The organism is Clostridium sp. AF27-2AA (assembly GCF_003478505.1).
GTDB lineage: Bacteria > Bacillota > Clostridia > Lachnospirales > Lachnospiraceae > Brotaphodocola.
Genome location: NZ_QUFI01000052.1, coordinates 1 through 14,056, shown reverse-complemented (window position 1 = coordinate 14,056; position 14,056 = coordinate 1). Strand labels below are relative to the sequence as shown.

The following is a 14,056-nucleotide window of genomic DNA, read 5'->3' as shown; positions in this document are numbered from 1 at the left end:
AAGATCTATCTTGCAGCTGGCTATACGGACCTGCGCAGGGGCATAGATGGTTTGGCAACGATGATTCGATTCCGCTTTCAACTTGACCCTTACGATAAAAATACGCTCTTTCTGTTCTGTGGTAAGAGAACAAATCGTATCAAAGGTCTTCTCTGGGAAGGTGATGGTTTTCTGCTTCTCTACAAGAGATTAGATAATGGTGCATTCAGCTGGCCGCGTTCTGCAGAAGAAGCTCTGGAAATATCATCCGAGCAGTACGCAATGTTAATGCAGGGCCTGGAGATTATACCGAAGCATCCCATCCGGCCAAACAACCAGAGAACATCCGAAAACCGAAGAAGATCAATTAAGCGAAGCCGCAAAAGCGGCTTTTGGTTGGCAAGGTACTTGCTATGATGCGTTTACGTTTTAAAAATGGGCAACTCCGATTGGAATTGCCCACTCATTGCACTAATTATGCGATTTTTTCTTGCTTGTACCGATTTCTGCATCAATTGATGTAAGTTTGATGTAAATCGCTGTTTTTTTAGTTTTTTATCAAATGAAGTACGTCCCGTCTATTTGGTGAAACGGTACATCTTTACATCATCTTAATAGAGCTTTGCACCTGCCGGAATGTGGTCATCAACCATCAGAAGATGGAGCTTTTCTTCTCCTTCTTCTTCGTGAATAGCACTGAGGAGCATACCGCAAGAGTCAATACCCATCATAGCTCTCGGTGGAAGATTTGTGATAGCGATAAGAGTTTTTCCAACCAGTTCTTCAGGCTCATAAAAGCTATGAATACCACTTAAAATAGTTCTGTCTGTGCCTGTTCCGTCATCAAGCGTAAACTGTAAGAGTTTCTTTGACTTCGGTACTGCAACACACTCTTTAACCTTTACTGCACGGAAATCTGACTTGCTGAATGTGTCAAAATCAACTGCTTCCTCAAACAAGGGCTCAATCTTTACCTTAGAAAAATCAATCTTTTCAGGCTCAGCTTTCACTGCTGGAGCTGCTTCGGAAGTCTTGGAAGCTTTCTTATCAGCGTCCAGGGACTTCATAGTCGGGAATATAACCGAAGCTAATCCACCACAGTCCAAATAAGTTGATAAACGCTTTTTTACACGATTTTCATTATATATCGCCAGTCCATATTTGTCCACCAAAATCCAACAAACTAATGTCATTTTGATGTATTCTGACTTTTTTGATGTCAGGTTTGTCTTGGAAATCGTCCCCTTGCAAGGACTTCTTCCTAAAATATATCACTATTATTTTCCAGAGCTTTAATTGCTTCCTTTTTCTTCACATCTGTTGCTTCCGCATAAATATCCATCGTTGTTTCAATATTTGCATGACCCATAATACTTTGAATCACTTTCAGATTTCTTTCATTTTCACAAAATCTGGTGCAAAATGTGTGTCGGATATGATGACACGAAAAATGAGGAATCAATACCGGGCGTCTGCTCTCCCGTTTTGCCTTAATAATTTCTTCGGCATTGTAGGCTTCGTAAATTCTTTTGATTGCACTGTTGATTACGCTGGGTTTATGGATAATTCCGTCTTTATTGCAAAAGATAAACCCACTCATACCATCAACCACTTGCACATTAAAACCGGTTTCTTTCTGTGCTTCGTATTCATCCTTAAATGCCTGTTCTACAGCCTGCATCATCGGAATAGTACGAATCCCGGCTTCTGTCTTTGGCGAAGAAATATGAAATTCACTCTTTCCATTCTCCATTACTCGATAGATAGCCGCATGGTTTATACTAATGGTTTTATTCTCATAATCCAAATCTTCCCAACGCAGCCCTATCATTTCTCCTATGCGACATCCCGTTCCAAAAAGTGCTGTAAACAGTGGCAACCAATGGCAATACACAGGACTGTTCGATACATAATTCAAAAATGCTCTCTGCTGTTCCAATGTAAGTGCGTGTCTTATGCCCTTATTCTTTCCATTCGCCTTTTTGATTTCTGCCATTACACCGCTTGCCGGATTATTGCGTATCACATTGTCCCTAACTGCCATCTGAAAGGTTGGGTGCAGAATCGTATGAATATTATCCAATGTATTCGCCTGTAACCCCAATATGTTCATCAACGAACAATAAAAGAATTTCACATCAGAATACTTTATATCATTGATGATTCTTTTTCCAAAAGTATCTCTGACAAAACGGTTATACATATACTTATAATTTACCCGTGTGTGTTCTTTCAAATCATACTTCGTTGAAATATACCTGTCAAATGCATAGTTCAAAGTTGTCTTTCCACTGCAATAGCTTTCAAGACCGTCCAACTGATTGCGAACAAGTTCTTTTTCCTTTTCCCTTAACTCCAACAGGTCATTTGAATAAACGACCCGCCTTTTACCTGTCGAATCGGTGTACTGGTAGATATACCTTCCGTCGTTTTTCCTCTGACTTTCGCCTTTCCTTAATACTCTGCCTTTTGAATCTTTTCTCGACATTGACATTATGTACCACCTTCCTCTCAATATAAGAAAGAGGTCACAAATGCCATTACTCATTCTCGGTATTATCCTGCTCTTGCAGCTTTCTAAATCCTTGAACAAGCGTCTGTGTTATGGTCAGATCATGAGAGCTGGCATACTCTGTTATATCTGTATGCTCATCTTTTGTAAGACGGATGAATACACCTTCACTTCTCGGATTTTCTAACTTAGGTCTACCCATTCTTGCCATCCGTCAACACCTGCCTTTCATAACCTGACTTCATTTTACTACTTGTATATCAAAAAGTCAAATGCTTTTTGATATACAATAATTCGTTTTCCTCTTTCTTATCATGTCTACGCCCGAAAAGATTCCAAATACTCCTCAAAAATCTTCACGTTTACCAATGTGATACGGTTAATTTTATAAACAGCACGAGCATCCTGTGCCAATTTCATAAAGCTGTGTTTACTCATAGAATACCTCTCCGCACCCTCGTCATACCTTATAAAATTTTTTGTGTTCACTTTTGCCTGCATTCTTCCACCTACCTTTTCAAAGTGTGTTCTTTTTCTCTTGCTATGGTTATGGCATATCTGCCAATAAAAACATACTTAACAAACAAATATGCTTTTATTGGAAGATATTAAAAAATCCGTACAGGTGGCAGCTCATTACACTACCCACATCGGTATCGCACCGTCATCTTATCTGACCGGACTAAGCCGGAAGTATCATTATCAAAAATATGTATCAACGCCTCCGTGTAACTGCTACACATTTATGCCGGATATTTCTCGCTCCACACCTTAACTTCAATATCTGCTTTCAATATTCCTTCGTATCCACCTCTGCCAAAGGCAAAAGCAGGTGTCTTATGGCGTATCCTCAAAGCGGCTCCACATATTCCACACGTCCTGTACGCATTGGTTTATGAAATTGTCAAGGTACAATCGCAGACATCGTCTGCATTTTGGATAAAATCAAAGCTGAAATTGTCAGCCTAAAAAGCACATAAGCACACTTCCGTCTGCTATGAACGGTTCTGTAAAAATTATGTGCTTTATCAGAATGACAAGATCAAAGTTGTAATTTATCCGGTCCATATTTTCTTAGAACTTGAAATAAAACTTTTTTATGTATGCCCTCCGTCCAATCATATAATTCATGCAAGGCAGCTACTTCCATAGGTGTCAGCGAATTGGCATAAGGCTTGTAATCCTCTCTTATAAAAATTCCTCCGTTCTCTCCCTGTTTTGTATAAATCGGATAAACCGGAGTTAAAGCCTGAATATCATACTGTATCGTGCGAATGGAAACGCCAAATTCCTGTGCCAATTCATTCGCTGTTGTATGTCGTCTGATAATAAGAATATTGATTATTTCCGTTCTACGATGTACGGTATTCATGCTTCACCCCCTCTCTTCTGGTTTTCCAATTCTAATTTTAAATGCAGAATATGCAGTATCTTTGCTTATTCCCCTAAATTTCTCTGTAAATCTTTTATCTCTCTCCAGCCATTGACTTTCCCCTTTCCCATTGATAAAATCATTATGGATAGAATCAAAAATCATAAAAAGTCACACAAACTGCTATGGAGTTTTTACGGGCAATCCATGCCCTTATGAACCGTGGCAGTTTTTTATTGCTTCTGCCCAACTGCAAAGTCGAATTATCAACGCTATCCATAACAAGGGCGGTAACGCCCTACTGTGTTGCAAACCGCTCGCCTATACTCACGCAACACGCAAATTCCCTACGGGTAATTTGCAGAAGAATAGCAAGCACTGCCTGTGTTCCCTCACAGGCACCATTTCCGCAAGTTTCTACCAAGTGAAAACTTGCAGAAATTGGCTTGCATGGGGCATATCCCCCTGTCCCCCTAAAAGCAAAAAACAACCGCCGGCTACGGCATATTTGAAAATCTTTTATACAAATAAGGAAAGGACTGATACTGCAATGGCAAACCGAGAAAGACAAAATGAACTTAAAATCTATCTCAGCGATGACGAGCAATACATCTTAGATCAGAAATGGAAAGCCTCCGGCATGAAGAGCAAATCCGCATTTATTCGGCATCTGATTTTGTATGGCTATGTCTACGATGTAAACTACGAACACCTGCGGGAATACAACACCACGCTCGCCCGTATCGGCAATAATCTGAACCAGATTGCCAAGCGGATGAATGCTACTGGCAATGTTTATAAAGCCGATGTAAACGAAGTAAAGGAGCTGATGAAACAGGTATGGCAATCACAAAAATCCATGCTATCCAGGCAACCGTCCATAAGGCAGTAAACTATATCTGTAATCCCCAAAAAACAGATGAAAGTATTCTCATTTCTTCCTTCGGATGCAGTCCTGAAACCGCTGCCTTTGACTTCAAATTTGCTCTGTCAAAAACAAATCAGGCAGACCCCAACAAAGCCTTTCATCTGATACAGGCTTTCGCTCCGGGAGAGGTATCTTATAAGGAAGCACATCAGATCGGTGTGGAGCTTGCCAACAAGCTGTTAGAGGGGAAATTTTCTTATATCGTTTCCACTCATATTGATAAAGGTCACGTTCACAACCACATCATTTTCTGTGCCGCAGATAATGTGAATCACGAAAAATATCATGACTGTAAACAGACCTACTACCACATTCGCCGCCTGAATGATGAGCTGTGTTCCAAGCATCAGTTATCCGTCATTTCTCCCACAAACCAGCGTGGTAAAAGTTATAAAGAATGGACATCCGGCAGAAATGGCACCTCGTGGAAAATCAAGCTCAAGCAGGACATTGATGAAGCAATTCAAAACGCTGATACATATGAACAGTGCATGGAGCTGATACGGGCAAAAGGTTATGAAATCAAAGGCGAAACCATTGGAGGAAACGCCTTAAAGTACATTTCCTTCCGCCCCCTTGACCGGGAGCATTTTGTCCGTGGCAGCTTAAAGTCTTTGGGTGCAGAATACACCAAAGAACGGATTAAGGAACGGGTAGAAACAAAGGCTTTAGCACAGACACAAAAACGTGTCCCATTCCCTGCCCGAAAGAAACCTCTTATCAAGGATTATTCTTCCCGAACGCTCATTGACACCTCGGAAGAAAAGTTCACGCAAAGCCCCGGTCTGCAGCATTGGGCAGCGATTGAAAATCTCAAAATCGCTGCCAGCAGTTACAGTAAAGCAGGTTCTATCATCGAGCTTGAAAAACAGATTGAAAGTAAGTCTGTTCTTGCAAAAACCGCACGGAACAGTCTTGTGGAAACAGAACGTCAGCTAAAGGATTTAGGACAGATATTGAAATACGCTGAACAATATCAGAGCAATCATATCTATCACATCCGTTACCGGAAATCGAAAGACCCTGACGCTTATCTCCGCCACCATGAAACAGAACTCCTGCTCCATGACGGTGCAGAAAATATGCTGAAACGCTTTGGAATCAGCTTAAAACATTTTGATATTGATAAGTTTCGTAATGATTACAATGCTCTGTATGCCAAGAAAGAAGCCTTGCAGAAAACCTATAAATCTGCTGAAAAAGACATACAGGCTCTCAACCGAAAACTGGATAATCTGAACCAGTATCTTGACCGGACTCCGGGACAGGAACAGACCACAAACCACAAACCGGAAAAAGACTTTACAACGCTCTGATTTCCCCACAAAAAAGGTGTATCGCGTTGAAGTTTTATACTTCTTTGCGATACACCTTAGTGTGTAATATGCTGCTATCTCAAAACTTTTCACTATTCTTTTTCTATGTATTTTCCCATACTTTACATCCATGTATTACGCTCCATATCTACACTGTATTCTATTGCAATTCACTCGTTTTAATAGGTATTGTAAACTACTATCGAGGTGAATTATAATGCATGACATAAAACAAATTCTTGCCATTGCAGTGCGTGAAGCCCGTACCGAACTCGGACTTTCACAAGAAAAGCTGGCTGAAACTCTTAATATGGATACCCGCACCATACTAAATATTGAAGCCGGACGTGGTAACCCCAAATATGATAAGCTGTATCCTTTGATTACATATCTGAAGATACCCGCCGATAAGATTTTCTACCCAGCCAACGCAAACCAACATCCAAATCTCCAAAAACTCCTGACCCTGCTGAATGACTGCACGGAACAGGAGGCTGCGGATTTATTGCCTATGGTTCGTTATCTGCTTGATCTGCTGCACAAGCAAGACCATCCAACTCTGTAAGAATGCCAATAGACTCCTTGTGACTCTATTGGTTTTCTTATTTTCAAAGCACTTTATTTACAATTTCAATCATCCTGATTCCACTCCTTTTTTTAATTCTTACTTATGTAATATTTGAATTATTACATAAGTAAGATTTCAAGTCAATCTATTTTCTCTTAAATTGACAACTACACAAATAACATCTATAATATTTTTATTACAGCCGTAAGATTTAAGGAGGGATTTGAAATGAGCGATTTACCACAGATTTCTGAAGCTGAATTTGAAGTTATGAAAATCGTATGGAAACATGCGCCGATCAGCACCAATGAAATAACTGATAAATTATTACAGACTACGAGCTGGAGTCCAAAAACAATACAAACTCTAATTAAACGTCTAGTGAACAAGGGCGTTCTGACTTATGAAAAACAAAGTCGGGTGTTTGTTTACACTCCAGTTGTGAAAGAAAGTGAATACATCGGTCAGGAAAGTAACTCTTTTCTAGAACGATACTACGATGGAGACATCACTGCCATGCTGTCTGCATATATAGAAAATGACAGACTGTCCGAAACGGAAATAGACACTCTCCGCTCTCTTCTTTCCAAGAGGTCAAAAAAAGGAGGTAATTAACATGGCTGATTTTATGATACGCTTTTTAATATGCAATGTATTTATCAGCGGTATCATCGGAATTCTTTTGATAGCCAAGCGGATATTCAAAGGCAACCTATCCAGCCGGATGCAGTATAATCTGTGGTTCCTGCTACTTGGATTGTTGGTAGTTCCTTTTATACCGTTCCGTTTAATTGGGTTTCCGCAAATTCTCTCGTGGCTCAGTAGCCTGAAAAGTTCTCCTACTTCTGGCACCAGAACCGCCATAGGAGAAGCTGTTGGGATCAATCCAGCCGGAAATGCAGACTGGATGAATGACTTTGCCCTTTCGGTAAATAGTGAGACTCCATCCAGCATCGGATACATACTATTTGGAATATGGCTTGTAGGCATCCTTGCAATGATTATATTGGTAATCAAGTCCTCTATCCGCTTACAGAACTTGAAAAAATCTGCACTTCCCCTTCAGAACCCGGAAGTCCGAAAACTATATCATCGATGTATGAAAGAAATGGGAATTAACAGAAATCTCCATGTTTACAGTACTGCATTTTTGAAATCTCCGATTATTGTGGGGCTTTTGAAACCTTGTATTTATCTGCCGATTCATCTCATCTCAGATTATAACGAATCGGACATGCGATACATGCTGTTACACGAGCTACAGCACTATAAGCACAAAGATGCTATTGCCAACTATCTAATGAACTTTGCCGGAGTAATATATTGGTTCAATCCTCTTGTCTGGTATGCTCTGAAAGAAATGCGTAATGACAGAGAGGTTGCCTGTGACACCTCTGTTTTAAAGATGCTTGAGGAGGATGATTATGCAGATTATGGTAATACACTGATCAATTTTGCGGAAAAGATTTCACTTACTCCATTTCCGTTTGCCGCCGGTCTTGGTGGAAACATGAAGCAGATGAAACGGAGAATTATCAACATTGCATCTTATGAGAAGCCGACATTTATAAAAAGAGTAAAAGGTATGACTGCATTCATGTTGACTGCTGTCCTTCTCCTTGGATTCGCACCTTTTATTTCTACATACGCAGCAGATGGAAGCCACTACCAATGGGATTCCTCTTCTGAGAATATTTCCTATGTAGACCTCTCCACATACTTCGGAGAATACGAAGGCAGCTTTGTTTTATACGATTTGGAAAACGATGCATGGAGTATACATGACATGGAGCATGCCACCTTACGGGTTGCTCCAAACTCCACCTACAAGATATACGATGCTTTGTTCGGATTGGAAGAAGGCGTCATTACACCGGAAAATTCGTTCATTGCATGGAATGGAGAAACCTATCCATTTGAAGCATGGAACGCAGATCAGACCTTACAGTCTGCAATGAACTCCTCTGTGAATTGGTATTTTCAAGCAGTAGACGAACAGCTTGGAACCTCTGACGTTTACAGCTATGTTCAAGAAATCGGATATGGTAACGAAAACATGAGTGGCGATTTCTCCTCTTATTGGATGGAATCCTCCTTGGAAATCTCTCCAATAGAACAGGTCGAACTTTTAACCAAGCTGCAGAATAACAGTTTCGGCTTCGCCCCTGAAAATATCAATGCAGTAAAAGATGCCATCTGCCTTTCAGCTTCCGATGCCGGAACATTCTACGGAAAGACCGGAACTGGCCGTGTGAATGGACAGGATGTAAACGGATGGTTCATCGGTTATATCGAAACTGCAGATAATACATACTTTTTTGCCACCAACATTAGTGCAGACAGCGATGCTACTGGCGGCAACGCAACTGAAATAACCATGTCTATCTTATCAGACATGAATATCTGGGTATCACAGAAATAACAAAAACGAGTAAAGGTTAACTGTAGAATTAACTTTTACTCGTTTTTTCGAGGCTTATAAATATTAAATGTTTTTCTCCCTTTTCGGAAAAGTGAGTTGTTAAATTACAGCTTTCTGTACATCATCGGGTGCTTTCCCGAATTAATGCCAATCATTTGTTTTCTCATCCGTAATCTCCAATGTCTCAGTATCTATTAGATAGAAATCCACAACCTTGGTGGAAGCTACTTCATTACCGGATTTGTCTTTGAATTTAATTTGATAAACATATTCTCTTGAACCATTTTCAACATAAGATTCATTAATAATAATGTAATGCGTTGCTATAGTTGAAATACCATCTTGCTCGTATACTTGCTCCGCAATATTAACGTAAGGATATCCCTTAGCCGAAATATTATATGCCAGAAACTCGCTGAGTTCATCCCCAGCCTTTACTCCTTGGTATGACTCGGTATTTCTGATATAAGTTGCAACAGCTGTTAGTTCCTTCTTATAGGACTGAAATTCTTCTGTCATAGGATAGCCGTCACTGTCTGTATCTATTGCTGTGTCATCCTCCTTCTTCTGTTGAGAAAATATATTTTCATTATCTATTCTCTCGTCTTCTGAATCATCAGTTATTTCAGTAGTATCATCCATTGCAGCATTTTCTTCTATCATACTATCATATTCGTAACCATCAACAAATGGATCAAATCCGCCTTTTCCAAAGTAATCAGTAAAAAGTACTTCATCACCTGTAATAAGTGGATTTCTGTATTCATAATAATCAACATATACCCGCAGAAAGGCTCTCACATAGGCAACACATTTTATTCCGTCTTTTTCAACTATATGCATCGGTTTATAAGTAAAAGCAAATATTAAAATGCAAATATAAGTCAAAGGTATGAGACAAATGGCTTCAACACATATTGCTACATATTTCACATAGTTCTTTCGTATTTTTAGCAATAATTGAAATATGCCCAACAATATTCCTATTGTTATGATTCCGATTACCGCATAATAAAACCATTCTATAAACTTCAGATGGAAAAGCGATAATATGCCGTGAGCACCTGCAAATAACGTAGCGGCTACAAGTGTATCTAAGAGTATATACTTAGAATAATGCTTTAAAATATCTTTCATCTGAAAGCCTCCTTGTCATGCAGACACAATTACAAATTTATATTTATACATTGATGGAGAGCGGGAACACAATTCCGAAAAGGGACATGTTTTTTCTTTTTTTAATTACTACTTTTTGCAATATTCATAAATATTAAATGGTTCTTCTCTTTTTTCAAATAAGATATCAGCTTCTTTAATAATCTTAATAAGTTCTTCTGTCTCTACACCTACTGTTTTTAGTACAAGTAACTTCTTTTCATTCGTTATGAGAAAGAAAAAACCTTTGTACAAAAAGACTCTATCTATTTCTTTAAGTTCACAGATCTTTTTATCTTCTAATTTTATTCCCTGAATATCAATTTCCACTTTGTTATATCTTGATTTATTCCATACAAATTCATGGACATTATTTTCAAATTTTTTTCCCTTAGATTGAAACCAAATAATCCAAATCAATGCAATAATAGAAATCCCCATTCCCACATAAAACATCGGATAACTCTTTACAAAATAGCAGCCGATTGATAACAAAAATAATACTGGTGTCATTATATAAATAATTTTCCTTCTATTATATTTTGTCTTAAGTAATTGATATGGCATAGCATATTCTAACGAAAGCATATACTCTAATGCTTTTCTATCTTCATCGGTCATAATAGACTTTATAATCATTTTTACTCCATCCTTCCCTTAAATACGTTAAGAGATTCCTATTCAAAAAGGAATCCCCCAATCGTTAATTATCCTCTCCGTATCCTCTTCTAACTTCTTCCTTCTTGAAACCAACCAAACAATAACTGCCGCTGTAAAACCTACTGTACAAATAACTACTCCAAAAAAATGACTTCTAATGCTTCCATATTGGCATAAATGCCATAATTGGCACAATAGAAATATGTAAAATATGAAGCTACTGATTTTACTGATTTTGGAAATATATTTCATAATTCATCTTGCTCCTTTTTAGTGTCCACGTATATTCGATTCTTCCAATAGAGAATTTCCATTTCCCCATGAAAATACAATATAATAACCTCTGTCCTTTATTTCTTCATGTGTCCTCCATTCTCTTACATATGTAAGATTAGCACAAAATACTTCTATTATCAAATCATTCTTTAATCCGGTATTGATAATCGGGTATCTGCATAATTCCGTCATTTAGGATTTTATTCCCCAAATACTGAAAACTGCCATCCTCTGCAAACCTTACCGTAAGTTCATGGGTTATGACTGCATCATCGCAAATAACCATATCACAAACCGCCTCCACCGTTAACGTGACTGTCTCATCATCATTTTCTTTGATATCCGTGACCTCTGGCAAAGAAGTTCCAAAGAAAGTAGGTGCATAATTTCCACATCCTAATCGAGCCCAATCATATGTGTGGTTTTCCTCGTCAAATACTGCGTACTCTCGTATCTGCTCCGCTGTTATCGGAAGATATTCCATAATCAGACTTTCGAATTCTTCTTTTGGAATACCATTTGGATAATCTTCGGAATTGAACTTTTCTCCATATTTCATTCCATACAGATATTCAAACATTCCGTTATAATCCAATTCACTCATATAAAATATCCTGTTATATATACATATAAGAAATATCTATTACCCATTTTCTGTGTCAGCAACTTTCTATCCATATTTCTTCATAAATTGCATGATTGTTTTCGAAAATCATAATATCCACAGCAAGATACCTAAAAGAAATGATACATCATTGATAATGTATCGCATACTCTGTGTCTGTATATAACCTCATATTGCACCTGTACTCTCACATCCGTTCTTCTAATCGCAGAAAATTCCGTAAAAGTTCATTTTTCATCTTCAGGCACTCAATTTCTTACTGATATTCTCTGATACTAGCTGGTTCTGTCTGTTTTTTAGGACGTCCTCTGTATTTTAGCAGAAGCCCAGCAATAAGACGAGTCTATTCCCGATTATAGTAATTGATTCAGTTTTCAATTTGTCGAATCTCTAATTAAAAGTATTTTACAAGCTTACGGATTGGTTTTTCCTACTTTACACATAGCAATCAGCTTTGGTTCAATTATTTGATATGCGTGTATTTACTTTTTGCTATAACAAAACCTGCTCATATAATCAAGTGTTTTTTGTTGAAACCACAGGCTCCTTATGTGATTCTATTATTTTAAATAAGGGGGCTTTTTGTCATTGTCCGTTTTTATTGGTTCAGTTCACTTTTTATGCTCAGATACAATAGGAAAAATTATTTTAAATTTTGCTTGACTTTTAAATATTACTATTGTAATATTTAAAGCGTGCTTCACACAATAGACTTATTGCTATATTTTCTCAACTAAAATTTTATATTGACAAATACATATAGAATTCATTTTATTTATAAAGAGAGGTGACAAAACATTTTCAAAATCTTAATACAAATATGTTGAGAAAAGATAAACTATGTTGGATTATAGTTCGTAAGCACAACTAAAATGAATGGTTTACTAAATTTAACCTAAATAAAGAATTATATATTGTGACAAATACAACTCTCATATCCTTTAAAATGTAAATACTACTATTTTATTATGGATTTGCAATGAAAAACTTGAAAGGTGGAGATAATATATTACAAATGCATAAGTTAGCTATATGAAATGATATAAATGCTTCAAAAATTCAAAATTCTATGTATAATCTATATTTTAGGAGGATAAAGTTATGAAACACAACAAAATTACCATAAGTATTTTAATGATCTTTGTCATATTATTATCTGTTGGATGTAGTAATAATCAAGAAAACATTTCTGATGGCAATGAAAATGTTAATGCAGATTATGATTTTCTATTTCAAGAACTGGAAGAAAAATATGATGCTACATTAGGAATTTATGCACTTGATACAGAAACTAATAAAGAAATTTCTTATAATGCAGATGAAAGATTTGCATACTGTTCAACATATAAAGCTTTAGCTGCCGGTGCCATTTTAGAAAAATACTCTATTGAAGAACTTGATAATGTAATATATTTTGAAGAAGAAGATGTTTTATCTTATGCACCAGTTGCAAAAGATAAAGTAGATACTGGAATGACTATTAGAGAAATATGTGATGCTGCAGTTAGACAAAGCGATAATACTGCTGGAAATCTACAATTTACTCTTCTTGATGGACCTAATGGTTTTAAACAATCATTAAGTAAAATTGGTGATACTGTAAGTGAGCCTTCTAGAATAGAAACTGAATTGAATGATGCTGTACCTGGCGATATAAGAGATACTAGTACTCCTAAACAATTGGCTTTAAATTTAAAAGAATATGCAACTGGAGATATATTGTCAGATGATAAAAAAGAGATTTTTATAGATTGGATGTCAAATAATGCAACTGGTGATGAATTAATTCGCGCTGGTGTACCAAGTGATTGGATTGTGGCAGATAAAAGTGGTGCTGGTTCTTACGGAACACGAAATGATATCGCTATTGTAACACCCCCAAATAAAAAACCTATATTTGTAGCTGTACTTTCAAAAAAAGCAGAACAAGATGCAGAATATGACAATAAACTGATAGCAGATGCCACAAAAATCATCTTTGATTTAATATCATAAAAATTGATTCACTCAAAAATAAATTAATATACCAAAATACAATTACAAAAGTTTTATCTTAGAAACTCTCAAAAAGAACCATAGATAAGATTCTTCTATGACGATATAGGTGAAATACTTGAATTCAAGCATTTCACCTTTTTTGTAAGGATATGTAGAAAAGTCTATAAATAAGGATGCTTCTATAACAATTTGGAATACTTAAAATGTAAGCGCTTAAATTCTGGGTAACTAGCTATCGTCTTCCA

The 14,056-nt window shown here is 37.2% G+C and carries 15 protein-coding genes and 1 pseudogene; 7 read left to right on the top strand and 9 right to left on the bottom strand.

Features of this window, described 5'->3' with window-relative positions; genetic code table 11:
* Positions 1 to 396 (top strand): IS66 family insertion sequence element accessory protein TnpB (gene tnpB, locus DWY84_RS16410; protein WP_147354312.1); only part of this gene is annotated, 396 nt, incomplete at its 5' end.
* Between the two features lie 194 nt (positions 397 to 590).
* Here tnpB and DWY84_RS16405 read toward each other — a convergent pair.
* From DWY84_RS16405 to DWY84_RS17505, 6 genes are all read right to left on the bottom strand, one after another.
* Positions 591 to 1,172: a methionine--tRNA ligase subunit beta gene (locus DWY84_RS16405; protein WP_243024901.1), complete on the bottom strand. Its 582-nt coding sequence runs from the start codon at positions 1,170 to 1,172 to the stop codon at positions 591 to 593.
* Between the two features lie 68 nt (positions 1,173 to 1,240).
* Positions 1,241 to 2,473: a site-specific integrase gene (locus DWY84_RS16400; RefSeq protein WP_002596379.1), complete on the bottom strand. Its 1,233-nt coding sequence runs from the start codon at positions 2,471 to 2,473 to the stop codon at positions 1,241 to 1,243.
* A 46-nt stretch (positions 2,474 to 2,519) separates the two neighbouring features.
* Entirely contained in the window at positions 2,520 to 2,702 is a 183-nt protein-coding gene (locus DWY84_RS16395; RefSeq protein WP_002596378.1) for a hypothetical protein, read from the bottom strand.
* 107 nt (positions 2,703 to 2,809) lie between these two features.
* Positions 2,810 to 2,992 (bottom strand): DUF6462 family protein, encoded by a 183-nt coding sequence (locus tag DWY84_RS17900; protein ID WP_002596377.1) that lies wholly within the window; start codon positions 2,990 to 2,992, stop codon positions 2,810 to 2,812.
* Positions 2,993 to 3,533: 541 nt separating this feature from the next.
* Positions 3,534 to 3,863, bottom strand: coding sequence for an HTH domain-containing protein (locus tag DWY84_RS16385; RefSeq protein WP_002596376.1), 330 nt, complete (start codon positions 3,861 to 3,863; stop codon positions 3,534 to 3,536).
* Positions 3,864 to 3,866: 3 nt separating this feature from the next.
* Entirely contained in the window at positions 3,867 to 4,028 is a 162-nt protein-coding gene (locus DWY84_RS17505) for a hypothetical protein (protein WP_014081113.1), read from the bottom strand.
* A gap of 385 nt (positions 4,029 to 4,413) precedes the next feature.
* On the opposite strand from DWY84_RS17505, the gene DWY84_RS16380 reads away from it, so the two are divergent.
* From DWY84_RS16380 to DWY84_RS16360, 5 genes are all read left to right on the top strand, one after another.
* Positions 4,414 to 4,755, top strand: a complete 342-nt coding sequence (locus DWY84_RS16380) for a MobC family plasmid mobilization relaxosome protein (protein WP_002596375.1) — start codon at positions 4,414 to 4,416, stop codon at positions 4,753 to 4,755.
* Positions 4,704 to 6,107, top strand: a complete 1,404-nt coding sequence (locus DWY84_RS16375; protein ID WP_002596374.1) for a relaxase/mobilization nuclease domain-containing protein — start codon at positions 4,704 to 4,706, stop codon at positions 6,105 to 6,107. Before DWY84_RS16380 ends, DWY84_RS16375 begins: the two co-directional genes overlap by 52 nt.
* A 217-nt stretch (positions 6,108 to 6,324) precedes the next feature.
* On the top strand, positions 6,325 to 6,672 hold the full coding sequence (locus DWY84_RS16370) for a helix-turn-helix transcriptional regulator (RefSeq protein ID WP_002596373.1): 348 nt from the start codon (positions 6,325 to 6,327) through the stop codon (positions 6,670 to 6,672).
* 231 nt (positions 6,673 to 6,903) lie between these two features.
* The gene (locus tag DWY84_RS16365; RefSeq protein ID WP_002596372.1) at positions 6,904 to 7,290 is read left to right on the top strand and encodes a BlaI/MecI/CopY family transcriptional regulator; all 387 of its coding nucleotides are present in this window, start codon (positions 6,904 to 6,906) and stop codon (positions 7,288 to 7,290) included.
* A 1-nt stretch (position 7,291) separates the two neighbouring features.
* Positions 7,292 to 9,097 carry a BlaR1 family beta-lactam sensor/signal transducer gene (locus DWY84_RS16360; RefSeq protein WP_002596371.1) on the top strand — a complete coding sequence of 602 codons (1,806 nt, stop codon included), beginning with the start codon at positions 7,292 to 7,294 and terminating at the stop codon, positions 9,095 to 9,097.
* 141 nt (positions 9,098 to 9,238) lie between these two features.
* Here DWY84_RS16360 and DWY84_RS16355 read toward each other — a convergent pair whose 3' ends face one another.
* From DWY84_RS16355 to DWY84_RS16340, 3 genes and pseudogenes are all read right to left on the bottom strand, one after another.
* On the bottom strand, positions 9,239 to 10,234 hold the full coding sequence (locus tag DWY84_RS16355; protein ID WP_002596370.1) for a hypothetical protein: 996 nt from the start codon (positions 10,232 to 10,234) through the stop codon (positions 9,239 to 9,241).
* A gap of 108 nt (positions 10,235 to 10,342) precedes the next feature.
* The gene (locus DWY84_RS16350; protein ID WP_118534373.1) at positions 10,343 to 10,891 is read right to left on the bottom strand and encodes a hypothetical protein; all 549 of its coding nucleotides are present in this window, start codon (positions 10,889 to 10,891) and stop codon (positions 10,343 to 10,345) included.
* A 439-nt stretch (positions 10,892 to 11,330) separates the two neighbouring features.
* A pseudogene (locus DWY84_RS16340) lies at positions 11,331 to 11,792 on the bottom strand (DUF6070 family protein); the annotation flags it as partial.
* Between the two features lie 1,122 nt (positions 11,793 to 12,914).
* Between DWY84_RS16340 and bla the strand changes: the two are divergent.
* Positions 12,915 to 13,808 carry a class A beta-lactamase gene (bla, locus tag DWY84_RS16335; protein ID WP_002575559.1) on the top strand — a complete coding sequence of 298 codons (894 nt, stop codon included), beginning with the start codon at positions 12,915 to 12,917 and terminating at the stop codon, positions 13,806 to 13,808.
* Positions 13,809 to 14,056 lie beyond the last annotated feature (248 nt).

Excerpts from the sequence above, each read along its gene's own strand:
- DWY84_RS17505 (WP_014081113.1), bottom strand. The coding sequence starts at position 4,028 with ATGATTTTTGATTCTATCCATAATGATTTTATCAATGGGAAAGGGGAA.
- DWY84_RS16375 (WP_002596374.1), top strand. The coding sequence starts at position 4,704 with ATGGCAATCACAAAAATCCATGCTATCCAGGCAACCGTCCATAAGGCA.
- DWY84_RS16370 (WP_002596373.1), top strand. The coding sequence starts at position 6,325 with ATGCATGACATAAAACAAATTCTTGCCATTGCAGTGCGTGAAGCCCGT.
- DWY84_RS16355 (WP_002596370.1), bottom strand. The coding sequence starts at position 10,234 with ATGAAAGATATTTTAAAGCATTATTCTAAGTATATACTCTTAGATACA.
- DWY84_RS16380 (WP_002596375.1), top strand. The coding sequence starts at position 4,414 with ATGGCAAACCGAGAAAGACAAAATGAACTTAAAATCTATCTCAGCGAT.
- DWY84_RS16360 (WP_002596371.1), top strand. The coding sequence starts at position 7,292 with ATGGCTGATTTTATGATACGCTTTTTAATATGCAATGTATTTATCAGC.
- bla (WP_002575559.1), top strand. The coding sequence starts at position 12,915 with ATGAAACACAACAAAATTACCATAAGTATTTTAATGATCTTTGTCATA.
- DWY84_RS16400 (WP_002596379.1), bottom strand. The coding sequence starts at position 2,473 with ATGTCAATGTCGAGAAAAGATTCAAAAGGCAGAGTATTAAGGAAAGGC.
- DWY84_RS16350 (WP_118534373.1), bottom strand. The coding sequence starts at position 10,891 with ATGATTATAAAGTCTATTATGACCGATGAAGATAGAAAAGCATTAGAG.
- DWY84_RS16385 (WP_002596376.1), bottom strand. The coding sequence starts at position 3,863 with ATGAATACCGTACATCGTAGAACGGAAATAATCAATATTCTTATTATC.
- DWY84_RS16365 (WP_002596372.1), top strand. The coding sequence starts at position 6,904 with ATGAGCGATTTACCACAGATTTCTGAAGCTGAATTTGAAGTTATGAAA.
- DWY84_RS17900 (WP_002596377.1), bottom strand. The coding sequence starts at position 2,992 with ATGCAGGCAAAAGTGAACACAAAAAATTTTATAAGGTATGACGAGGGT.
- DWY84_RS16405 (WP_243024901.1), bottom strand. The coding sequence starts at position 1,172 with ATGACATTAGTTTGTTGGATTTTGGTGGACAAATATGGACTGGCGATA.
- DWY84_RS16395 (WP_002596378.1), bottom strand. The coding sequence starts at position 2,702 with ATGGCAAGAATGGGTAGACCTAAGTTAGAAAATCCGAGAAGTGAAGGT.